Source organism: Bradyrhizobium sp. AUGA SZCCT0176 (assembly GCF_018130145.1).
Classification (GTDB): Bacteria; Pseudomonadota; Alphaproteobacteria; order Rhizobiales; family Xanthobacteraceae; genus Bradyrhizobium.
In genome coordinates, this window is sequence record NZ_JAFCMB010000017.1 from 80,380 (window position 1) to 102,694 (window position 22,315).

Sequence of the window (22,315 nt, forward strand, 5' to 3'; positions counted from 1 at the left end):
ATAAAACCGTCTTAGACAGTCGTTTCCGGCAGGCGGGCCTTGGTCGCGCCGAACACGTCCTCAAAGGCCTGCCGGAGCGCGACATCGACGTCTTCCATGGTCACGGGCAGTCCGAGATCGACCAGCGAGGTGACGCCGTATCTGGCATCGGCGACGCCGCAGGGGATGATCGCGGAAAAATGCGACAGCTCCGGCTCGACATTGATGGCGATGCCATGGAACGAGACCCAGCGCCGCAGCCGCACGCCGATCGCCGCGATCTTGTCCTCATGGCCGGGTCCCTTGTCCGGCCTGTTGACCCAGACCCCGACGCGGTCCTCTCGGCGTTCGCCGCGCACGTTGAAGGCGGCCAGCGTGCGGATGATCCATTCCTCCAGGCCGGCGACATAGGCCCGCACGTCCGGCCGCCGCCGCTTCAAATCGAGCATCACATAGGCCACCCGCTGGCCGGGGCCGTGATAGGTGAGCTGGCCGCCGCGCCCGGTCTCATACATTGGAAAGCGCGGGTCCAGGAGATCGCCGGCCTTGCCGCTGGTTCCGGACGTGTAGAGCGGCGGATGTTCCAACAGCCACACCAGCTCGGGCGCTTGCCCGGCCGCGATCGCGGCCGCCCGGGCTTCCATCTCGGCCACGGCGTCGGGGTAGGGCACCGCTTTGGCCGCAATCCGCCATTCGACATCGCTGCCATCAGGGGCTTGCGCGAAGGTCGTCAAATCAAGGCTTTGGCGGTCATTAACCATTGGCTAACCATAACGTGGTCAGGTGAAACCACCCAATTTAGTCCAAGATCTAGTCCAAGTTTGGCGGTTTCGTAGTGGCCACCCTCGATAAAGTCAGCGTCGATCTCATGGTGGTGCTCGGCACCACCACGATGCCCATCCACCAGGTGATGCGGCTTTCCCGCGGCGCCATCATCGAACTGGACGCCACCGAGGCGGACGAGGTCAAGATCCTCGCCAACAACCTTCCGGTGGCTTCCGGCGTGGTCCTGGTCGATCGCAACCGGATCGCGGTCGAAGTCAAGCAAATGCTGCCGAAATTACCGGGTGTTAGGTAGTTAATCGGTCGCAAAACCGCCTTGTCCCTCCATCTCTGATTTGTTACATCGGCGCCGTTGATCCGGCAGGCCTTAAATCCTTCCAGCCGGTATCCCAAGCGCTCGTGGCGGAATTGGTAGACGCGCTGCCTTGAGGTGGCAGTGAGTAAAATCGTGGGGGTTCGAGTCCCTCCGAGCGCACCACGCCCATGCCTAACTGATTAAAGTCAGGGCTTTTTTTCAAGATCCGAGTTCCCACCCGATACCTGACTCCTACATGCTCGCGGTAGTAAAGCGCCAACGTGGAATGGTGGTCCCGGCAGGAGAGGAGTGATTCGACCCAGTTCCTTGGTGCGCACCGGCGCCGCGCCGCATGGCGAAACGATTGGCGACAGCGCCCCCTGCTAGGGAAGGACGATCTGGTCGAAGTTTTCGATCGCGCCGCCGCCAGCGGATTCGAAGGCTTCATCGGTGCGCGTGGGCCGCCGTCTTGGCCTTCGCCCGGCGGGGCCAGCCAGCGGATCCGCGTTCGAAAGCGGACGTTCTTTGGCGCCGTTCGCGTCGGCAAAGAAGAACCGAAGGCCGGTCGCATCCTCGATTTCTGTAACGCGGCGCTGATAGGTCATGTAGGCGCCGAGCGGCAATTCCCGCACCGCCTCATCGAGGTCGGTGACGTCGATCAGATTTTCCTGCGACAGCAGATAAGCGGTGGCGAAAAGCTGGCCATCGGGAGCGATGCCTGCGGCAATTTTCCAGAATTCGAGCGGGATTCTGTGGCCGCGATATTTCGGATCGGAGTCCGAAAAGATCGGGCCGGTGAATACCTTAAGCGACAGATCATCGTCCGGATTCACATGTTCCAGAATGTAGTCTTCGAGGCCTGCCCACAGCCTTGAATCTTCTCCGATGTTCGTTGCCTTACCTTGGTTGAAGATGTCGCGCTGCGGCACGCAATTGGTGAACACGCAGGTGCCGTTGGCGGAGCGTACCGCTTCTTTCACCTTGTCGCCGTATTCCAAATCCTCGCGGCGGGTGAGGTGACCGCGATCCAGCTTGTTGCGGCGATAGTAGGTGTTGTCGATCTGGTGCTCGCGGTCGATCCTTGGATCGACCAGCCAATCGTCGGTACGTCCCGTGAGTTTGAAGCGGCCGGCTGCGGACAAGGTGGCCGCGGAGAAAAACGCAAGCCGGCGCTTCATGTTCATGACAACGCTAAAGTGCTCGTATTTGAGTTCGATCTGGGACTTGTTCTCCAGGAGCGGGGCGGCATTTCCAGCAATAGAACCGTCGAGCCTTGGCAGGAAAACCTTGAAGTTGCCCAGCTTGGGGTCGTAGCCCTTGAGGTGCTTTCCCGTGAATGTCCGGTCAGCCGGCGCGTCGATCACGTTGCCACGCTCGTCGCGCGTACCCTTTGGCTTGCTTGCTTCCGCGCCGAACGCTTCCACGCCGCTGCCGCCAAGCCGTACCTCGCCTGCATCGTTGATCTCAAGATGCACCGTAACGCTACGGCTCATGGCCGCCTCCTGTGGCTTGAGGTTGACGCCGCCGGCTGAGGGGGCTGGCCGAGGCGCGATGATGGGCTTGATGAGTTCGTGATGGGGCAGCGCATCGCGCAGGGTCTGCACAATACGGGAGACGCGGACACCTTCATTGGCGACCCATTTGATGTCATCTTCCTTGTCGGTATTTGGGTTGAAATCGCGACCGAGCACGGTCTGGATCTCGCCGTTTCGGCGCACGGGTACTCCGCTGTGGTGCAGGGCGACAACAAGCCAGTCATTGCTGAATACCGGAGAACCCGAAGAGCCCGACAAAGTGTCTGTGGAATACCAGATGAAGTCGTCGGTACGGCGCAGCAGCTGGTTTTCGCGCACGCAGACCTGCTTCAGCTGGCCTGCGGGGTGTTGCACGATGGTAAGCCATTCCCCTTCTGCGACTTTGCCTGTCACATCGATCAGCGCCAGGCTGCCGAATGTGTCGAGCGCCGTTGCGTGCGTAACATCGCGCGCCTCCACTGCCACGACGCTGAAGTCTAGCTTCTTGGATGTGAAGAACAGGTCATCCGGCTTGAGCCTGAATCGAACAGGCGTCAATTCACGTCCGTCGAGGCCGCGCTCATAGCGAAACTGTGCTTCAGCGGTACGCGCGGTCTGCGCATCTGGAAAGACGTGATTGTTGGTGATGAGTACGCGCGGGGCAATCAGGAAGCCGGTCGCGTAGCCTCCGCCCAAGGTTTCGAGACGAATGCGGCAGACCGAGCGGGCCGCGCTCACGCCCTTTTCGAGGTAGTTGATGTCCTGCAGCTCGTTGCCATTGATGATGCGCTCAAACGTTTCTTCGAGTTCGCGGTCGCTCAACTCGCCGGCCTGCTGGGTGTCCAGGAAATTGCGGCGCTCACGCAGCACATTGTCAGGAGCGACATCCCGCGGCTTGGCGTCGCGGGACGCCACTATGGCGCCCATGTCGAGTCCTTGCGCACGAGCGCGAGTGGATTCGATTACCTGCAGCAATAGCGGAGGGATCGATCCCATGGCCCGCATGTCCCCTTACGCAGCAGCCCGCGCTCTGGGCGGGCCTTCCAATTCTGCGTAACCTGACCCAATATAGCAATCTTAGATCGAATTCTCCAGAAGATTCTCTCATGGAGCGAGGGACAGGATGCCGCGGTGCTTCCGCTGAAATGGATTGATTCTATCGTGTCTCCTGGCGCGAAGAGGAAATGCACTCCGCGTTGCCAGTCTATGCAGTTGTAGCGATGCCGAAGCCGATGCTGCTGAACGATAGCTGAAGTAGCCGCGGATCGAAAACGAACGGTTCGACCGCAGCCTAGGCTCCTGCATTTTTGACGGTCGGTCCGAAGGTGTCCCTAATGTGAAGAGCAGCCCTTTTGAGCGTTCCGGGTTCGTTGATCTTTCTCTAATTGGGATCGGCCCGGACCGGGCGGTGGTTCAACGCTTCCACCATCGCCAGAAGTAGAGAAACAGCATCGCGCCGGCGACCACGGCGCCGCCAGGCCTGATTGCGAGCGCGACGATCACTGCCAGCAGGATCACCAGCGCCGTGACGTACCACGGCTGTCTCTTTTTGGGCGTCGCCGGCCCCGCCGTGGGAGCCGCTGGCGGGCCGGCCGCGCGCGGCGCGCCCCACGGCGATGGGGTGACGTTGGGCGGGCGTGACAGGCCGGGCGTTGCGGTGCGCGCTTGTGCGGCCCGCTTCTTTTCTTCCTGTCGCGCCAGCGCAACCAACACCGGGTCCGGCGCTGGCGGCAGCTGCTCTGCGGGATTCCATTGCCGGCCGGGCGGTGTCTGGCCGGCGCTCGCGGCCTTGCGGAATGCGGCGCGGGTCGGGCGCCGTTCGGAGCGGGTGGGCGCGTACTGCGCGGCGAGGCGCTGCGCTCGCTGCAGCAAGGGCGTGCCACTCCCTGGATCGACCATCATGGCGAAATGGCCGAAGCCGAGCAGCGACCGGATCACGTCCTTGCCGGGGCCGAAGTGCTTGCCCGCGGGCCCGTGGCACTCGACCTGCTGCAGCACGGCGCGGTAACGGCGCAGCAGGTCGCGCGGCACGGTCACGGCCTCATTGACGGTGAGGCCGGTGACCTCCTGGCGCGTCGAGCGCCGCATCACGCGCGTCTTGTCCGGATGGACCTTGAACCCTTCGGTCTCGACAATGCCGTGCACCGCCTTGAGCAAGGTCCCGATCTTCTTCACCGCTTCGCCCGAGCCGGAGAAGGTCAGATCGTCGGCGTAGCGGCTGTAGACAAAATTGAGTGTGCGCGCGAGCCCCATGAGGCGCCGGTCGAGCTTGCGGCAGATCAGGTTGGTGATCGCCGGGCTCGTCGGCGCGCCCTGCGGCAGCAGCCGCGGGCCGTCGGCGATGAAGTGGCGCTCGCCGTCGAGCGTCACTTCATCGACAACAGGCTCGGTGCACAACAGCGCGAGCGGGATCGCGACCGCTTCAGCATAGCCCAGCGCCTCGAACAGACCCTTGACGCGGGGGTAGGTCAGGGTCGGGAAGAAATCCTTGAGGTCGAGATTGATCACCACGTCGCGGCCGACATGGTTGCGCGCATTGGTCAGGATCGAGCGCTGTGGCGCAAAGCCGTGCGCGGCATCATGTAATGGCACTCGCGCGAGGATGTTGTCGAGCACCCAATACTGCGCGCGCTTGAGGCGCGGCATCGGCGCCGAGATCAACCGCTCGCCACCGCTCTTCTTGGGGATCGTGAAGCGCTGATAGTGATTGACCGACGCCACCTTTCTGTTGAATGCGAGGAAGCGCAGCTCGCCCAGCGGTACGCCCATCGCGTCAGCCAGCGCCTTGGCATCGGCGAGCAGCGGCAAGCCGTCGTGCAACGGCATGGTGGTCGTGCGGCTGTGAAGGCCGCGCGAGACGTCCTCGCCGAGGTAGAGCACATCGCGCTTGCGGCGTTCGTACCAGGCAAACGCCCGCGCTTGTCGCGCCTCGGCGTTGCAACGCTTCGTCTCCTGACGCCGCGCCATCGCCTCGGCCTTGCGGCGCTTATGCATTTCCTTCAGCGCCCGCTCGGGATCGCCGAGCGTGGCGTTCTGGCGCTGCAGTTCGGTGAGTTCGCGCATCGCTTCTGCACGGGCGCGGATCACGTCCGCGGCCGGCGCAGGCGCGTCTTCGCCGTCGGGCCAGAAACCGAGGCGGATCATCTCCTCGAGGATGACCTCGTCCTTTGATGACTGGCGGATGCGGTCGTAGAGTTCCTGGCGCGTCAGCGTGCCGGGAGCAACGGTCTCGTTCACGCGGCCGGCCCTCCGGTCAGGAGGACGGCGGCAGCCTTGCTGAGGGAGATCGGAAAGGGCGCAGGCCGGGTTGCCTTCGTCTCATCTAAGAACTGGATCGATCCACTCGACGCCGGGGCGTCCACCCATACGCAATTGGGTTCAAAGAACCCAATCTGCGATTGCGTATGGGTGGACTGCCCCGGCCCAGTGAAGATCGGGCCAGTGACGCGTGCATAGTCATGGTGCAAGGACGGCGATACGCCGCCCGGGTTGCAAGGTCCTGACCAGCCTGCGCCCTTCCGATTACAGTGATACGCGCATTGCCGTCTCCGGTTCAAGCCGGGTCTGATGGCAGCCTTCATGTCACTCATGTGGCGTGTCCATCCTGGGCAACGCCCTCGACTTGCGCATGGAAGATCCGGCGCAACGCCAGCATGTGCTCGCAGGGGCCGCGCGCCATCTTGTTGTGGCCGTAGAAATGACAGCTGCATCGCGCCTCAACGAGACGGTCGTCGTCGTCGATGACGAGGCTCACCTGATCGGTACGGGCATTGTCGAGCACCGTGCCGTCGATGGCGCGAACGCCCTGGTTGCGATCAATGCTGCCGATCGTCACGAGGTTGGCGTTGATCAGGCGGTCGGCCTTCTCCTCCTGCGGGCTCGCGAAGCGCAACTGGGCTGATGACAACGGCTCGCGCGTCAGTTCGCGCAGTCGGTAGAGCGACTTGTCGAGGTCGAACATGACGCGTCCGGCCTGGGTGTAGGCCGTCAGCGCGGCATGCACGAGCGTCTGGTCGACGCCGGTCTGCTGCGCCAGTTGAGCGGCGGTCGCCGCATGGGATTTGCCGAGCGCCGCGAAAATGCGTTGGGCGGTGTCGTTGTCGACCCTGTGGCGCGGCGCGAGCAGATCGAATTGCCCGGCGGACGACCAGTCGTTCGCTGTCCAGCCGGACAAGCCGAGCGTGAAGCGCAGACCGCCGAAATCGACCACGAAGAACGATGGCAGGCCGCTCTGAGTCAGATGGACCCGCACCGACCGCGCCAGCGGCAGCGCCCGCCCGAGGATAGCAAGCCGCCGCCGGCCCCAGATGCGGATCTCGGCGGGGGACTTGCCGCGATAGATCGAGCGGCGGAAGGTGAGCCTGTCGTTCCACGGCTCGATGACCACCTCCACGGGCGCGTCCGGCCTCAGCACAAAGCGCAGCGAGCGCGGACCGGCCTTTTCCTTTTTCTGCGCGAGGCGGGTGAGAATATTGGCCATGTCTACCGGATGCAGGTCGAACACATGCGCCGGCAGGGTCATGGCGCTCGACACCTGCAGGAAGCCGCGCAGCCAACTGTCCGGCAGGTCGATCTTCTCCTCGCGGAAGTCGAGGTCGTCGCCGGTCTGCACCTCGAACCCGGAGGGATCGATGGTGAGCGTGGTGTCGCGATAGGAACGGATCTTCTGGAATTCGTCGTAGAGAGCGTGGCTGTAGTCGATGTTGGTGGTGCCGAACGCCATCTCGCCGAGGCTCTCGAACACGTCGTGGTCGCACGACAGCCGCCCGTAGCTCGATTCGTCGAGGCTGAAGCACTCGAAGAAGATCTCGTCCGGATGCACGGTGATAACCGGATCGAGCACGATCCAGGCGTCGCGGTTCTGCTTGTAGAGGTAGTTGAAATAGGCCTGCCGCGCCGCCCAGAACGGCTTCATGAGCCGATCGCGCTCGCGGTCGAGGCCACGGATGCGGTCCTGCAATTCCGCGATGCGCGGCTTGAGCGCGGCAGACTGCGCCGTAGCCTCGGCGAGGAAGTTGGCCTCGTTCTGCTTCAGCCACTCGAAGTAGGCGGTACGGTCGCGCGGCTTGAAGCGCAGGTCCGACACGACGACATGATGCAGTGCCGAGATCGCCTCGCGGAACGCGAGATGGCGCGCGACCTTGCCGGTGAAGAAGGTCGGCTGGCGCAGCGTATCGGGCGCGAAGGCGAACGACGACGAGGCGGCGTCGGACGAGGCACTGGTGCTGCCGAGAAATCGATATGCGAAATTCATGCGGCGCTTCCGTTGCTTTGCGAGCCTCCGCCCGACGGCGTGCGGCCGGCGCGGGCCACGGTGACAGGCAGAGTGATATCCGGCCAGGCATGGGCTATGTCGCGCAGGATCATCAGCGCCGGCGCCTTGTCGCGAAGGGTCACGCTAAGCGTGAAGTCGTGCAGCAACTGCGCGATATCAGCAGCGCGGTCCCTGTGCGCCAGCGCCTCGTTACGCAGTGCCGTGAAAATCCGGTCCTTGGCGATGCGCCCGCGGTTGATCTGCATCAGGATGATGCGGGCCTGGGTGAGGAACTTAGCGAAGATCGCCGCATCCGCCAGCGAATCGCCGGTTATCAGCTCGGTGACGAAGAGATGAAAGCTGCCGGAAGGGTGCTCCAGCACGCGCCCCAGCACCTCGGCGACATCGCCGTCGGCGAGGCTGCGCCGAAGCAGCAAGCGGGCGCCGTCCTGCACCGCCGGCACGGTCGAGTCCGCCATGACAGCCAGCGCCGCCGCCGGCAGCGCGTCGCTGGGCCATGCGGTGAGGCGGTTCACCGCGATCGCTCGTACATCGTCCCACTCGCTCTCGACGAGCAGCACGGCATTCTGCGGGTCGGCACGGAAGCGGGCCTCGTCGGCTGCAAACGCATGAAGCGTGAAGCGGCGCACGGCAGCCAACGAATGGTTGCCGAGGCGGGCAAGCTGGCGGACCGAGAAGCGCTGTGGGTCGCGGCTCTCCAGCAGCTTTGCGCCCATCATGCGCGCGCCGGCCGCGCGTGCCTGCAGCAGTCGCCAAAGCGTGCCGTCGTCAATGGCGGCCGCTGCCCCCGGCAGGGCATCTGCGAACAGTGTGACCATGTCGGCGGCACGGCCTTCGATCGGCTCGGCGCGGAAGAAGCCGGCCATCAGCATGTCGCGCAACCGGATGGCAAAATCGTCGTCGGTCGCCGCGAGGCGCGAGACCAGCGGCCGCGCAGCTGCTCGCAGCCCGGCATGGGCGCCCGTGGCCGCCAGCGTGATGCCGTCGCGATGATGTGCGAGGGCGGCGTCGTCGAGCCGTGCCAGCAGGATCATCGAGGCAATGCGGATTTCCGGTGCATCAGCCTGCAGGATTGCCTGCCAAAACGCTACCGGCAGGTCGCCAGGCCGCGTTGGAGTCACGGCGATGAGCTGGATGCTGGCCGCCTGCACGTCGGGACTGGCATGGCCGGTCAGGCTTTCGATCACCTCCGGTTGCAGCGGGCAGTCGCGATCGGGCCATAGCTGTGGCAGCAGCGCGAGGGCGGCAGTGAGGCCGGCGCGCAGCCCGTCGTCAAGTTCAGGCGGCAGCAGCGCGAGCCAGGCCGCGAACGCTTCCGTGGCGCGGGCGCGTTGGTCCCGCGAGGGCGCGCGGTCGCGCAACCAGCCGCGCGTCCGGCCTTGCACATGGTCGTGCGGGCTCGTCAGCGCGGTGCGTGCAAGGGCAGGGTCGGCCCACGGCCAGTCGGCGCGGTCGTCGATGGCGCGGATCGCCAGGTCGCGGAGTTCCTGCGCGGTCGCCTCGAGCAGCGCGGCGATCAACGCCGCCTCGGCCTTGCCGGCATCGATCAGCCGCCGCGCGATCGCGGCTGCGAGCGCATTGACCTCCGGATACGGCGAGGCCAGCAGGCCGCCGATCGCGGCCACGTCCATCGTATCAGGCCGTGGCGGGCCCTGCCGCAGCGCCTCGGCCGCGAAGCGCGCCGCTGCGTGATTGCGCGCCAATGTTGCGATGCGCAGCAGCCGCTGCGGCTGGGCATCCCATAGTGCGGGGAACGCTTCCTCGCGCTGTCCCGGCGCACGCACGCCGACGTGGCGATGCGTGAGCCCGTTGGGATTGAAGCGGCTGGTCTCGGCCGCTTCATGCAGCAGGTGGCTGACGCTCCAGACCCGGCTTAGTGCCTCGCTGGCAAGGGGGGTAAGTTGCCAGCGGCCGTCGATGAGGACGTGCGTGCTCCATGTTGCCGGCTTGATGCCGTCGGCGTCGGTGAAGGCAAGGAGGAGTTCGCTTGCCATCGCCGTGAAGGCGTCCTGTCCGAGCTCGGCGCGCTTGCGCAGCATGCGCCAGGCGCGCCGCTTGAAGTAGAGCAGGGTCTGGTCAGACAGCGCGATGCGCGGAGTTTCGCTCCGCAATTCCTCGCTGAGCTTCAGCGCCTGGCGCGAACCGGGCACCCAGACGCGGTCGTTATAGACGCGGTTGCGGCGGTACATCGGTGTCGCCAGCTCGAACTGCCGCGCCGTTGCGGCGAACAGCGGACCGTCGTCGGTGAGATCGGCATATTTGAACAGGCGCCGCAGCACCTGAACGTAGGGCGGGCGTGGACTCATCGCGCGCACCGCCGCGAGCAGCGCCTTGCGCGCCGCGCCGTCGGCGAGCGCGTGGTGGGCAAGAGCGATGAGGAACTGATTGCCGAAGCCCGGATGTGCCGAGTTCGCCGCCAGCAGGGCCTGCAGCAGCCCCGCGCCGTCGCCGTTCGTCAGCGCCATCTCGATATCGCGTGTCGCCGCAGTGTCCGCGGTTCGCGGTAACGACAGGCGCGGCGGCGGTCGCCGCGCGCCCATCAGTTCGCTGGCGAGGGCATAGGCCGCGTAGTCGCGTGTCACCAAACTGACATTGACGTCGGCGCAGCTGCGTAGCAGATCGACGGCGTTCGCACCGCCACAGCGCGCCAGCGCATACACGAGGCTGTAACTTGCATTCGCCGCGCCGATCTTCTCTGCGATGGCGGCGAGTTGAGGATAGGCGGGGGCCAGCCGGATCACGCCGAGGCGCCAGAACAGGCGGTCGCGTTCCTTGTCGGGCCACGCACTACGCGCACAGATCGCGAGCTTTTTGAGTAGCTCCGTGTCGCGTCCGTCGGCAGCGGCGCCTGTGTCGAGAACCGTCAGCGGTGGTGCGTCACCGTCGACGCGGCGATAACCGTCGTTGATCTTGGACACCACGACGCTGTCAAACAGCTTTTCGGCGTTCGAGCGGGTAACCGGAGACGAAGTCTTCGTTCCATCCCTTAGCGACGTGCCGCGACGGCCATATCTGAAATTGACGAGATAGCGTGCGTCGACGTCGCGTTCGAGATCGACCAGATCGACTTCATAGAGTTTGTCTGAACGGCCCTCCTTCATCCAGAGGCGAACGGAACGGACGACTTGCATGGACGACTCTGGAATGGCGGGCGGCCAACATGGCAAGCCGGGCGTGCCGCGTCAATGGCGGTTGGTGCAACGGAATATAGCGAAGCTGCAGGTTGCAAGCTGTGGAATGGCGACGTCGGTGGCCCATCGGCGATTTGCCGGGGCCGATCGACGGCATCGGTTTCCAGTCGGAAGGATTTTCGCCGATCTGAACCTGAGACAATTCATATCCAGCTTCACGTCGCGCGTCGATTGCAGAGGCGAAGGCCACGATGGCGGAGCGACCAGAAAGGGGAGCTTATCCTTATTGTTTGCTAAAGTACGGAGAAGCTGAGCCAGATGATATTAAGTGTGGAAATAGACGCTTTGATTTGATAGCTACGCTGGAGCTTGGGGAGTTCGCATAAGCGATTGAAATCGCAGTGAATGCGCCCGCCCTCCGAGCGCACTACAAAATCATGCAGTTTGGGCCCAACCCAATCGATTCGGTGGAAACACGTGATTCTTCTCAGTGCCACAGTGGCGAAACCGTTGGGAATCGCCGGGGCAGGCGGAAGTAGCCTTGCTGTTACACCGTTCGCGTAAAACAACAGGGCATCGCCGGCTACCCGGTCCGATGACCGTAATTCGGCACTTCCAAATCTATCCGGGGCACGTGAATGATTTTCCTGGGCTACGCCTATCGATTCGTCTCCAACTTCGTGTTCCTGGCGCTGGTCTATTTCGCCCTTAACTTCCTGGACAAATATCCGCAGCGCGCGGTGGTGGCGATCCTCGTGCTGGTTTATGCCGCCATGCATGCCGCCTCGGCGTTGCGTTCGTTTTATTTCTTTCAGCGCATCGAGCGGCTGGAGATCGAGGCGCGGCGTCTGGCCAAGGTCGCCGCCGAGGGGCCGAGCTCGGCCGCTGCCGCCGCGGCCTCGCGCAAGCAGATCGTCACCGAGGTCAGCGGGCTTCGCCACGCCGGCGAGATCAAGGCCTATATCGACCTGCTGTTCCTTGCCCTCGTCATCCTGCTCTGCATCGCCAAGATCGTGACGAACTGAACGAAAATTCGGCGCATTTTTTTTTGACTTTCTCGATCTGCGTCGCATGGTTGGCGGCAGCTTTGCCGCTATGCCATGCATGCGGGAAGCGCTGCGCGGCATAGAACTTGCTCCGCGCGAAGCGCGAGTCTGCGCGGAGCGCGACAATGCGAGGAGTTACCTGTCCGATGCTGGCTGTCTATTCGGATGACAACGCGCTGCACGATCCCGATCATTTCATCTCGCGCGGCGTGAAAATCGCGGTGCGGGAATCGCCCGAGCGGGCCAACCAATTGCTGGCCGCGTTGCGCGATGGCGCGCACGAGATCCGCACGCCGCGCGACTTTGGCCGCGACGCGCTGCTCAGCGTGCACGACCCGCGCTATATCCATTTCCTCGCCAATGCCTACGACAATTGGCAGACTTTGCCGCAGCCGCGCGGCCCGTTCGTGCTGGCCAACAGCTATGCCATGCGGCAGATGAAGACGCTGCCGACAAGTTTCGAAGGCCAGCTCGGCTTCTTCCTCTCGGGCAATTCGGTGCCGATCGGCCCGCAGAGCTGGCGCGCGATCGCCTCTTCGGCGAATTGCGCGCTGGAAGCGGCTGACGCCGTGCGCAGCGGCGCGTCCGAAAGCTACGCGCTGTGCCGACCGCCCGGCCACCACGCCTATGCCGATCTGGCCGGCGGCTATTGCTACCTGAACAACTCGGCGCTCGCGGCCCAGCATCTGCGCGGCCGGTTCGCCCGCGTCGCGGTGCTCGACGTCGACGTGCACCATGGCAACGGCACGCAGGGCATCTTCTGGGAACGCGGCGACGTCCTGACCGTCTCGATCCATGGCGATCCCAATACCGGCTATCCCTGGCAGGTCGGCTATGCCGGCGAGCGCGGCGAGGGTGAGGGGTTCGGCAAGAATCTCAATCTGCCGCTGCCGCTCGGCACCACTGACGAGCCCTATCTGGCAGCCCTGGACCACGCGCTCGCAGCTATCAGGGCGTTTCAGCCGGAAGCTTGCGTCGTGGCGCTCGGCCTCGATGCATTCGAGGAAGATTCGTCGGAAATGATGCGGGTCACCACCGCGGGCTTCGGCGCCATAGGGGCGCGGATCGGGGCGCAAAAGCTGCCCAGCGTCATTATCCAGGAAGGCGGCTATGCCGTCGACGCCCTGCGCCGCAATCTCGGCAGTTTCCTCAACGGATTCCTGTCGGCCCGCGGCGGCTGAGGGCAGAGCGTTTTCCAGCGAAGTGGATACCGGTTCGCGTCAAGAAAACGCGTCAAATCAAGAATCTAGAGCCCCGTTCCGATTCAATCGGAACGGAAAAGGCTCTAGGCACTTTGTTAACTGACTTGAGCCCGGCAATTGATACAACGGGGCCATGCGCCTGCAATTGATTCGCCTTTATTTCTGCCTTGTCGTGCTCGCGCTTCCCGCGGGCGGGCCGCCGGCTTTGGCCATGGACGCGCTGCCGGCCTCAACGGCGGATGCGATGGCGCAGGCGGCCTCGCCGCAGGCGATCGCGGAATATCGCCGCAAGTTGAAAGAGTATCAGGCCGCGCGCGCGGCATTCGAGCAGGAAGCCGAACCCTACTGGACTGCGATTGCCGAAAAACGGCGCGGCCGCAACGCCAAGCGGCGCGAGCGCCAGGCCATCACGCTCGATGATTATGTGCTGACGCAGCCGCCGCTTTACGACGGGCCGAAGCGGCCGGTGGATCCGGAACCGCAAGACAGGCCCGAGCGCAAGCCGCTTCCGGTGGTCGCCGATTTCCTGCAAGCCGCCGCGGCGCACTTCCAGTTTACGCCGCAGCGGCCGGCCAGCGAGGTCGAGTTCAAGCGCGCCTATGGCCGCGTCGCATTGGCTTCCGGGCTGACCCGCGAGCAGATCGTGCGGGTCTATTCGTTCGAGACCGGCGGCAACGGCAATCACGACATGCAATCCGGATTGAGTTCCTCGCGCCCGGGCTCGCGCGCGATCTCGACGGCGGTTGGCTACAACCAGTTGCTCACCACCAACACCGTCTCGCTGCTCGCCGAACAGGGACATGACATCGTCAAGGCGTTGACGGAAAAGGCCTCCGGCTTGTCAGGACCGGCGCGCAAGGCGATGGATCACAAACTGGCGGTGTTGAAGCGGATGGTGGCGTTCGCGCGCTCGGTGCCGGTGCAATGGTCGGAGCACGAAAAGCTCGCCAACACGCCGCAGGGCTGGGGGGTCCACGCCATGGTGCTGGACATCGACGTCGGCCCGCTGCTGCAGACCCACAAGCTGCTGACCTCGGTGCTGTTCGCGCGCGCCAAGGGCTATACCAGACCGCTCAGCGCCGCCGAACTCGAGATGATGAACCTGACCGGCGACAGCACCGGTCTCGACATGGTGACGATGCCGCAGGCGATGCGCGAGCAGGTGCCGACCTCGAATTTCTTCCAGCGCGGTGGTTACGAGCGCAACCCGGTCGCGATCCGCCACAACACGGTGGCAAAACTGCTTGCGATCACCGACGAGCGGATGGACGTCAACAGCAGCAAGCCAGGTGCGAAGGAACTGGCGGCGGCGTTTTAGTAAAGCTTGCGATGTCGTCGTCCCGGCGAACGCCGGGACCCATACGCCGAGTCCCATCGTTCGGGCAGGGCGTTAGATACCTTCCTTGAATTACTGGCGCCGCGGAGTATGGGTCCCGGCGTTCGCCGGGACGACATAGGTGGGCTGAGCCCTCAATTCGCGCCGAACTTGAACTTGCCGTCGTCTTCGAGGTAGGGGCCGGTCCGCATGTAAAGCTGGCCGTTCTCGCCGACGAAGAACAGCGTGCCCTTCGGCACTTTCTTGGCGCCCTTCAGCAGCGTGCCGGCATTGCTGGTGCCCAACTTGTACGCAAGCGTCTTGCCGTCCTTGCCGTAGGCATAGCCCATGTCGGACTTCAGCTCCCAAGGCGTCGGTGCGGCGGCCTGTGCGAATGCTGACGACGTCAGCACGCCGAGCGCGGCCGCGATCAAAAAGGTTTTGGTTGAAATTCTCGTCATCGTCATCCCTCCCAGCGGCCAAATTGGCTTCCGTCCCATCTCATTGAACAAATCACGAACGTCATTATTCCGTCAATGGTACCTTTGCCGCATCACGCCTTCTCTGCGACTTTGTGATTTCCCGCCTTCGACTTCGCGACTATGTTCCGGTTTCCGGTTACACACGCGCTATTGCCAGAAACGTTTATAGGGATGATTCGGATGAACCTCGTCGTGAAGATCGGTTTTGGTGTTGCGCTGTCGTTCATGACGCTGGCCTCCGCGGTCCAGGCCGACGAATTCAAGCTCAGCAACAACCAGCGGATTGCCTGCAGCCGCGGCCTGAGCCCCGGCAAGCTCAACACCGCGACCTGCAGATCGTACGCGTATGTCTTCAACATCAAGACCTCGGAATATTTCCGCTGCCAGGTCACGCTGGCGCTGACGCGCGACAACAAGGAAGTCATCAACGTGCAGGCCGATGGCAACTGCGCCAAGAAGCCCCGCATCTTCGAGACCGATTCGAACTATTCGTTCGACGCCACCGAAACCGAACCGCCGAACACCAACTCGTTCTTCGGACCCGGCGGCTATGCGGTGTGGGCCAGCGACAACAATGCGCGCAAGGTGCGCGGCTGCATCATCATCTCGTCCGGCCTCGGCTCCGACATCTCGAAATGTCTCGACATGAAGTTCGATTGATGGGCGGCGGGCGTGACAGCCGCCCCCTCCGCGCCGGGCTCGCCACCACCGCCCTGGCCGTTTCCTGAACGGCTTCCGTTTGAGGGGCGCGCGGTGTCCCTCGAACCGCTTCGCGTCGGACACGCGGACGAACTCTGGCACGCCGCGCAGGGCGCCGACGCGTCCTTTGCCTATTTGCGTTACGGGCCGTTCGCGCAGCAGTGCGACTTGCTGGCGCTGGTCACCGAATTGGCCGGGCGGGCGGATCAGCCGTTCTGGGTGGTGCGGCCCAACAGCAGCGGCGTGGCTCAAGGCTGGCTATCGCTGTGCGATATCTACCCGGCCGAGGGGGCGATCGAAATCGGGGCGATCTGGTTTTCGCCGCGGCTGCAGCGAACCCGGGCCGCGACCGAAGCGATCTTTCTCCTGATGCAATATGCGATGGAGGAATTGCAGTACCAGCGGCTGGTCTGGCGCTGCAACGCGGCAAACCAGGCGTCGCTGAACGCGGCGGCGCGCTACGGTTTTACGCCGGAGGGGACATGGCGTGGCTCGGCCCTCAGCAAGGGGCGTCGCTGCGACGTGGCGTGGCACTCGATCATCGCCGCCGAATGGCCGTCGCGCCGCGCCGCCATCGCCGCGTGGCTCGCGGACGGGAATTTCGATGAACATGGCCGCGCGCGCATGCGGCTGGTTCATCCGTGAGCCAGTTCTTGATGAAGTTCGGCTGAGTCGGGCCGAACGATCCCTCACGGCTTTTGCCCGGAGGGGGATGGCAGCACGGGGGGCGAGCGGGCAAATTTCTTGACCCCGAGCGGCTTGCTGAACAGATAGCCCTGGACCAGATCGAAGCCCATGTCATGCGCGGCGAGAAAATCGGTGCGGGTTTCGACCCCCTGGGCGATGGCGCGCGCACCATGGTCCTGCGCCAGCTCGACGATGTGGCGGCATACCGTCTGCTTCAAGCGGTCATCCGCGCAGCCGGTGACAAACTGATGATCGACTTTCAGCTCGACGAATGGAAAGTTCCGGAGCCCCAAGAGCGCCGGCCATTCCGGGCCGACATTGTCGACGGCAATCGCGATATTATGCAGGCGCACCTGTCTGGCGACGTCGATCACGAGATCCAGATTGTCCATCACCTCGGCGCTGTCGATCTCGATGATCAAACCGCCGAATGCGGGATGGTCGGGCATTCCGAGACACAGGTCGCGCACCGTCTCGCGGCCCCTTAAAAACGAAACCGGCAGGTTGATCGAGAGATCAACCGGACCTTGCTGCTCCAGAAGGTAATGCCAATCCTCGATCGCGCGGCCGATCACGAACTCGGACAGCGCGCGATAATGCGGATCCTTGTCGTCCGGAATGAAATACGCCGGTGGAACGACCCCCCAGGCGGGATGTCGCATCCGCACCAGCGCCTCCGCGCCGCTCGGAACCAGGGTGCGCGCATTGATCTTTTGCTGATACCACAATTCGAGCCACCCGGCCTTCAGCGCCTCGGCCACGTCCACCGCCGGGCTCGGCGCCGGTTCGGTGGGCAGCAGTGAAGCGACGCTGGCCCGCAACGTTCCGGCGCTGAAGGGCGTCGGCAGCGAGGGCAGCATCGCGATATCGTATTCCTCGGCAATTTGCCGAACCGCCTTTACCATAATCGAGTCCGGTGGACCGATGATGAGCACCTTGCCGCCGAAATTCTTCCGGACGAGAACTTCGAGAATTTCGCCGACCTCGGTCCCGTTGACGGACACGCCGAGCACGACGAGGTCAGGCTGTTGTGCGTCAAGCACTCCCGACAATTCGCTTGCACAAGCGCATGCGCTGGTGATGAAGCCGAGCTCCTCGAGCGCGTCAGAGAGGAACAGCCGCAGGTGTTTCTTGGCGTCGGCCACGCAGGCGCGGGGCATCACCCTTCGCAGTCCGAAGCCACCGGTGCGCGCATGCGCGTTAGCATTGATCAGATTCATTCCGTCCCCCTGCACAGATATCGACGCTAGTCGTACATCCGCGCAGCGGCGCTAATCATGGAGTTTTAGGGACGCGGTGATGAATGCGCGGGTAAGGTTAAAGCCGCCAATGAAATTAGAATTGTAACGAAAGCGGCAAGTCATCTGGCTGTAACATGGCAACTCGGAAGCCCGATGGAGACCCATCCGTTTGTCGTTGCCGTCGTGGCGTGCGCTATGAACGGATGCGTGCATTTGTGCGCTGTTTCATTGCTGGACGCGCGTTAACGCCTGTGGTCGCTTGTCGGCGCGACCACAGTTTATGTTCGCGCCGAACACAAGAATCGCTTCGACGTGCGGCGTCAGATGAACGCGATAGTCACTCCGGCTTGATGCCGGCGAACTTGGCCACCTTGCCCCACTTCTCGGTTTCCGCCAGCACGTAAGCTTGCATGTCCGCGGGCGACCCGCCGGCCGGCTCGGCGCCGAGCTTGCGCAGCCGCGCGATGCCGTCGTCGGTCTTGAGAAACTTGTCGACGCTGGCGTTGAGCCTGTCGATGATCTCCTTCGACGTCTTGGCCGGCGCACCGATGGTGAACCAGGATGCCGCCTCGTAACCGGGTACGCCGGCTTCCGCGATCGTCGGCAGATCCGGCAGGCCCGGCCAGCGCCTGGCAGAGGAGACCGCCAGTGGGCGGATCGAGTTGGATTCGGCGAACGGCTGCGAGGCCGGCAAATTGTCGATCGTCAGTTGCACGCGGCCGGCGATCAGGTCGGTCAGCGCCGGTGCGCTGCCCTTGTACGGCACATGGGTCATCTCGACGCCGGTCATCGACTTGAACAATTCGGTCGAGACATGCGCGGTGCTGCCGAGCCCCGGCGTGCCGTAGAACAACTCGCCCGGCTTCGATTTGGCATAGGCGATCAGCTCCGCGACCGATTTCACCGGCAGCGAATTGGTGACCGAACAAAGATTGGGTACCCGCGCGATGATGATGACCGGAGCGATATCCCTGGCCTGGTCGTAGTTCATGTTCTTGAACACGAACTGGTTGATGGCGTGTGTGCCTGGCGTTCCCACCACGAAGGTGTAACCGTCGGGCTCGGCCTTCGCGACGAATTCAGCCGCGATGTTGCCGCCGGCGCCGGTCTTGTTTTCGACGATGAATTGCTGGCCGAATTCCTCCGAGACTTTTGCCGCGACCACGCGCGCCAGGATGTCGGTGGTGCCGCCGGCCGCGAACGGCACGACCAGTTTGACCGGCCGTGTCGGCCATTGATCGGCGCCCGCCCGGCGCGGCAACAGCGATATAGCGCCAAAGGCAGCCGCGCCGGTCAGCACAGCGCGGCGGTTGAGGCGGTGCGGATGAATGATCTTCGAAGTCATGTCGGTCCCTCCAAAATTTCGGCGGACCGTATTTGTTAATCGGCGCGACCACCACCCCCGTCGGCGTCATGCCTCGGGGTCTCCGGCATCATGGCGCAAAACCCGATCAGGGCGACGTCAGCGACCGCAGCGAGAAGCAGCAAGCTCAAAGAAATGACCGCGGCCCTTGGCAGGCCGCGGTCAAATGCAATCAAGCAATTGCAGGCTGCCGGCTTAGCCGCCGATGCCTTTTTCCTTGAAATACTTCAGCGCACCGGGATGGAACGGGATCGGCGAGCGGTCCTGCACCTGGTTGTCGAGCGAGAAGCTCTCGGCTTCCTTGTGCACGGCAACGATGTCGGCCTTCTTCTCCACCAGCGTCTTGACGATCGTGTAGGCATCGTCGTTGCTCATCTTGTCGCCGGTCACGATCAGGTTCCAGACCTCGGTAATGGAATTGTCCTTGTCGTAGCCGGGATAGGAGCCCGCCTTGATCTTGCTCGACGTGTAGAGCTTGCCGTATTTGGCGTTCATCTTCTCGGCGAGATCGCCGTGGTCGACCAGCTTCATCTTCAAGCCTGGCGTTGCCGCGAGATCGGTCACCGCCGCGGTCGGGATGCCGCCGACCCAGAAGAACGCGTCGATCTTGCGGTCCTTGATGGCGTTGACGGATTCGGCAACGCCGAGCCGCTCGCGCTTCATGTCCTTGTCCTTGTCGAGACCGGCGGCTTCGATGACGCGGAACGCCATCACTTCGGTCGCGCCGCCCGGAGAACCCGTCGAGACGCGCTTGCCCTTGAGATCGGCCATGGTCGTGATGCCGGTACCTTCGACGGTCACCACATGCATGCGGTTCGGATAGACCACGAGCAGCGCCTGCAGCGGCAGCTTGCCGCTCTTGAACTTGTCCTGGCCCTGCAGCGCGTCGAGCGCGGCATCGGCCATGGTGAAGCCCATCTCGCTCTGCCCGGTGCCGATCAGCTTGAGATTGTCGATCGAGCCGCCGGTGACTTCGGCCGTGGCCTGCACGTTGGGAAGGGTCTTTGACAGCACGTTGGCGACGGCGCCGCCAAGCGGATAGTAGACGCCGCCGGTTCCGCCGGTGCCGATCGACATCGTTTTCTGCTGGGCGTGGACGATGCCGGCGAAGGCGAGTCCGGCCGCAACAGTCACAGCCAGGACGGCCACGGTCTTTTTCATTATTTTCATCTCAATTACTCCCTTGACCTTATTCTTGGACTTAAGTTGTAAGCGCCGGTCGTTTCGGCGCCCGCGTTCTCGACTGCCACAGCAACACGCCGAAGCCGATGATCAGCCCGGGCACGTAAGTGTAGCTGATATCGCGGCCGATCATCCATTCGACGATCGCCTCGATCAAACTCGGAAATACCAGCAGCAATCCGGATAGCAGAAGCAGGCCTCCCTCGACCCGCGTATTTTGTCGCAGCGCCCAGTTCTGGGCAACTGAGGCCAGCGCCAGCAGTCCCAGAGTGGTCTTGATCGTGATTTCGAGGATGTCGAGCCATGATCCGCCCTTGGGGATCGAGAGCAGCAATCCGACGCCCTGCGGATCGAGCACGAACACGAACGGCACCAGGAACGCAGGCAAGGTGTATTTCCAGGACTGCAGCGTGGTCTTGTAGGGATCGCCGCCGGTGATGGCGGCGGCCGCAAACGGCGACAGAGCGGTCGGCGGCGACACCTCCGACAGCACGGCGTAATAGAAGATGAACATGTGCGCGGCGTAATCGGGCACGCCGAGTTTGATCAGTGCCGGTGCGGCGATCACGGCGCAGATGATGTAGGAGGCGGTCACCGGCACCGCGAGCCCGATGATCCACACGATCAGCGAAGTGTAGATCGCCGTCAGCAGCAGGCTGCCGCCGGCATAGCTGATCACGATCGCCGAGAATTTGAGACCGAGACCGGTCAGCGTGACGATGCCGACCACGATGCCGGCGCAGGCGCAGGTGGTCGCTGCGTTCAGCGCGCCGGTAGAGCCTTCCGCCAGCGCCTTGACCAGTTTGCTCGGCACCAGCGCGGTTTCCTTGCGCAGGAAGCTCAGCGCGAAGGTCACGACGATGGCGTAGAACACCGACAGCGACGGCGAATAGCCGATCACCATGAATACGACCACGGCGAGCAGCGAGATGAAATGAAAGCCGTAACGCCGGGTCATCTGCCCGAGCGACATCTCCGGCGTGAAGTTGACGTCCTTGGCGCCGAACTTCTTCGCGTCCAGTTCGACCATGAACAGCAGCGACATGTAATAGAGACAGGTCGGAATCGTCGCCATCCAGATCACGTCGAGATAGCTGATCTTGAGAAACTCGGCGATCAGGAACGCCGCGGCGCCGAGCACCGGCGGCGACAGGATGGCGCCGAGGCCGCCGGCCGCCAGCAAACCGCCGGCGGCGTTTTTCTCAAAGCCGGCCTTGGCCAGCATCGGGGAGGCCACGGTGCCGATCATCACGGTGGTGGCGACGCCCGATCCGGAGGGGCCGCCGAGCAGGAACGAGGACAGCACGACGGTTCTGCCGGCGCTGTTCGCCTTGCCGCCCATCAGCGCCAGCGAGAAATCGATGAAGAACTTGCCGGCACCGGATTGCGCCAGGAACGCGCCATAGATCGTGAACAGGATGATCAGGGTCGCCGACACGTCGACCGCGACACCGAAAATACCTTCCAGGGTGATGAAGAGATGACCGACCAGCCGGGGCAGATCGTAGCCGCGATGGGTCCATGGCGCCGGCAGATGCGGTCCAAGCATCGCATAGGCGATAAACAATACGGCCACGACGGGCATGATCAGCCCGGTGGTGCGCCGCGTCGCCTCCAGCACGAGCACGATGAAGACGACGCCGACGATGACGTCCCAGCGGTCGGGCGAGGTGGCGCGGTCGGTAAAGTCCTCGCCGCCCCAGAGCGCATAGACGATGGTCGCGACCGCAAAGATGCCCGGCACCACGTCCCACCAGCGCACCCGGTTGCGAAACCGCGTCGCCAGCGGAAACAGCAGGAAGCTCAGCACCAGCGTGAAGGCGACGTGGGTGTAGCGGAGCTCCTGGGTCGGAACGATCGCGTAGGCCGCATAGAGGTGGAACAGACTCATCACCACCGCAATGGTGGTCGAGATCCGCCCCGCCCATCCCATCAGGCGGTTGGCCGCGCCTTCCTCGGCCTCGATGAACAATTCAGCCTTATGCAACGCTTCGTCGGACACGGCGATGACGTCGTCATTGGGCAAAGAATTGCCTGGTGGTTGACCCTGTGCGGCCATGCTTCCCCCGGAGCGCATTGATATCTCCCGGCTGGATCGCCGGGGCCTTTAACGGCGGCGCA

The 22,315-nt window shown here is 63.6% G+C and carries 16 protein-coding genes and 1 tRNA gene; 7 read left to right on the plus strand and 10 right to left on the minus strand.

Annotated features, from left to right (window positions below; all coding sequences use genetic code 11):
- Positions 1 to 11: 11 nt before the first annotated feature.
- Complete coding sequence (lipB, locus tag JQ600_RS28910) at positions 12 to 740, minus strand: lipoyl(octanoyl) transferase LipB (protein ID WP_212266173.1); 729 nt, start codon at positions 738 to 740, stop codon at positions 12 to 14.
- 74 nt (positions 741 to 814) lie between these two features.
- Between lipB and JQ600_RS28915 the strand changes: the two genes are divergently transcribed.
- Both JQ600_RS28915 and JQ600_RS28920 read left to right on the plus strand, forming a co-directional pair.
- Positions 815 to 1,057, plus strand: coding sequence for a FliM/FliN family flagellar motor switch protein (locus JQ600_RS28915; protein WP_074276133.1), 243 nt, complete (start codon positions 815 to 817; stop codon positions 1,055 to 1,057).
- A 98-nt stretch (positions 1,058 to 1,155) separates the two neighbouring features.
- A tRNA-Leu gene (locus tag JQ600_RS28920) sits at positions 1,156 to 1,240 on the plus strand.
- Positions 1,241 to 1,440: 200 nt separating this feature from the next.
- Here the strand turns inward: JQ600_RS28920 and JQ600_RS28925 are convergent.
- The 4 genes from JQ600_RS28925 to JQ600_RS28940 all read right to left on the minus strand — a co-directional run bounded on the left by JQ600_RS28925 (position 1,441) and on the right by JQ600_RS28940 (position 10,764).
- A complete protein-coding gene (locus JQ600_RS28925) occupies positions 1,441 to 3,567 on the minus strand; it encodes a DNA/RNA non-specific endonuclease (protein WP_212388085.1) in 2,127 nt (708 codons plus the stop codon).
- Between the two features lie 417 nt (positions 3,568 to 3,984).
- Positions 3,985 to 5,808, minus strand: a complete 1,824-nt coding sequence (locus JQ600_RS28930) for a reverse transcriptase family protein (RefSeq protein ID WP_212388088.1) — start codon at positions 5,806 to 5,808, stop codon at positions 3,985 to 3,987.
- Between the two features lie 349 nt (positions 5,809 to 6,157).
- The gene (locus tag JQ600_RS28935) at positions 6,158 to 7,825 is read right to left on the minus strand and encodes an SWIM zinc finger family protein (RefSeq protein WP_212490192.1); all 1,668 of its coding nucleotides are present in this window, start codon (positions 7,823 to 7,825) and stop codon (positions 6,158 to 6,160) included.
- Positions 7,822 to 10,764, minus strand: coding sequence for a hypothetical protein (locus JQ600_RS28940; protein WP_312010956.1), 2,943 nt, complete (start codon positions 10,762 to 10,764; stop codon positions 7,822 to 7,824). Before JQ600_RS28940 ends, JQ600_RS28935 begins: the two co-directional genes overlap by 4 nt.
- Before the next feature lie 851 nt (positions 10,765 to 11,615).
- Here JQ600_RS28940 and JQ600_RS28945 point away from each other — a divergent pair.
- The 3 genes from JQ600_RS28945 to JQ600_RS28955 all read left to right on the plus strand — a co-directional run bounded on the left by JQ600_RS28945 (position 11,616) and on the right by JQ600_RS28955 (position 14,543).
- Positions 11,616 to 12,002, plus strand: coding sequence for a hypothetical protein (locus JQ600_RS28945; protein ID WP_212266175.1), 387 nt, complete (start codon positions 11,616 to 11,618; stop codon positions 12,000 to 12,002).
- 167 nt (positions 12,003 to 12,169) lie between these two features.
- Complete coding sequence (locus tag JQ600_RS28950) at positions 12,170 to 13,204, plus strand: histone deacetylase family protein (RefSeq protein WP_212388097.1); 1,035 nt, start codon at positions 12,170 to 12,172, stop codon at positions 13,202 to 13,204.
- A gap of 154 nt (positions 13,205 to 13,358) precedes the next feature.
- Positions 13,359 to 14,543 (plus strand): hypothetical protein, encoded by a 1,185-nt coding sequence (locus JQ600_RS28955; RefSeq protein ID WP_212386374.1) that lies wholly within the window; start codon positions 13,359 to 13,361, stop codon positions 14,541 to 14,543.
- A 152-nt stretch (positions 14,544 to 14,695) separates the two neighbouring features.
- On the opposite strand, the gene JQ600_RS28960 is transcribed toward JQ600_RS28955, so the two are convergent.
- Complete coding sequence (locus JQ600_RS28960) at positions 14,696 to 15,001, minus strand: hypothetical protein (RefSeq protein ID WP_212490193.1); 306 nt, start codon at positions 14,999 to 15,001, stop codon at positions 14,696 to 14,698.
- A 201-nt stretch (positions 15,002 to 15,202) separates the two neighbouring features.
- Between JQ600_RS28960 and JQ600_RS28965 the strand changes: the two genes are divergently transcribed.
- Complete coding sequence (locus JQ600_RS28965) at positions 15,203 to 15,682, plus strand: hypothetical protein (protein ID WP_212265207.1); 480 nt, start codon at positions 15,203 to 15,205, stop codon at positions 15,680 to 15,682.
- Between the two features lie 93 nt (positions 15,683 to 15,775).
- Positions 15,776 to 16,366, plus strand: a complete 591-nt coding sequence (locus JQ600_RS28970) for a GNAT family N-acetyltransferase (RefSeq protein ID WP_212490194.1) — start codon at positions 15,776 to 15,778, stop codon at positions 16,364 to 16,366.
- 44 nt (positions 16,367 to 16,410) lie between these two features.
- Here the strand turns inward: JQ600_RS28970 and JQ600_RS28975 are convergent, their stop codons facing one another.
- The 4 genes from JQ600_RS28975 to JQ600_RS28990 form a co-directional block, all read right to left on the minus strand.
- Positions 16,411 to 17,628, minus strand: a complete 1,218-nt coding sequence (locus tag JQ600_RS28975) for an EAL domain-containing protein (RefSeq protein ID WP_212386376.1) — start codon at positions 17,626 to 17,628, stop codon at positions 16,411 to 16,413.
- 358 nt (positions 17,629 to 17,986) lie between these two features.
- Positions 17,987 to 18,994 carry a tripartite tricarboxylate transporter substrate binding protein gene (locus JQ600_RS28980; RefSeq protein WP_212490195.1) on the minus strand — a complete coding sequence of 336 codons (1,008 nt, stop codon included), beginning with the start codon at positions 18,992 to 18,994 and terminating at the stop codon, positions 17,987 to 17,989.
- 213 nt (positions 18,995 to 19,207) lie between these two features.
- On the minus strand, positions 19,208 to 20,182 hold the full coding sequence (locus tag JQ600_RS28985) for a TAXI family TRAP transporter solute-binding subunit (protein ID WP_212265203.1): 975 nt from the start codon (positions 20,180 to 20,182) through the stop codon (positions 19,208 to 19,210).
- 31 nt (positions 20,183 to 20,213) lie between these two features.
- Positions 20,214 to 22,253 (minus strand): TRAP transporter fused permease subunit, encoded by a 2,040-nt coding sequence (locus JQ600_RS28990; RefSeq protein WP_212386377.1) that lies wholly within the window; start codon positions 22,251 to 22,253, stop codon positions 20,214 to 20,216.
- Positions 22,254 to 22,315 lie beyond the last annotated feature (62 nt).

Coding starts and splice junctions, on each gene's coding strand:
- JQ600_RS28985 (WP_212265203.1), bottom strand. CDS start 20,182: ATGAAAATAATGAAAAAGACCGTGGCCGTCCTGGCTGTGACTGTTGCG.
- lipB (WP_212266173.1), bottom strand. CDS start 740: ATGGTTAATGACCGCCAAAGCCTTGATTTGACGACCTTCGCGCAAGCC.
- JQ600_RS28990 (WP_212386377.1), bottom strand. CDS start 22,253: ATGGCCGCACAGGGTCAACCACCAGGCAATTCTTTGCCCAATGACGAC.
- JQ600_RS28935 (WP_212490192.1), bottom strand. CDS start 7,825: ATGAATTTCGCATATCGATTTCTCGGCAGCACCAGTGCCTCGTCCGAC.
- JQ600_RS28945 (WP_212266175.1), top strand. CDS start 11,616: ATGATTTTCCTGGGCTACGCCTATCGATTCGTCTCCAACTTCGTGTTC.
- JQ600_RS28950 (WP_212388097.1), top strand. CDS start 12,170: ATGCTGGCTGTCTATTCGGATGACAACGCGCTGCACGATCCCGATCAT.
- JQ600_RS28980 (WP_212490195.1), bottom strand. CDS start 18,994: ATGACTTCGAAGATCATTCATCCGCACCGCCTCAACCGCCGCGCTGTG.
- JQ600_RS28955 (WP_212386374.1), top strand. CDS start 13,359: ATGCGCCTGCAATTGATTCGCCTTTATTTCTGCCTTGTCGTGCTCGCG.
- JQ600_RS28960 (WP_212490193.1), bottom strand. CDS start 15,001: ATGACGAGAATTTCAACCAAAACCTTTTTGATCGCGGCCGCGCTCGGC.
- JQ600_RS28975 (WP_212386376.1), bottom strand. CDS start 17,628: ATGAATCTGATCAATGCTAACGCGCATGCGCGCACCGGTGGCTTCGGA.
- JQ600_RS28965 (WP_212265207.1), top strand. CDS start 15,203: ATGAACCTCGTCGTGAAGATCGGTTTTGGTGTTGCGCTGTCGTTCATG.
- JQ600_RS28925 (WP_212388085.1), bottom strand. CDS start 3,567: ATGGGATCGATCCCTCCGCTATTGCTGCAGGTAATCGAATCCACTCGC.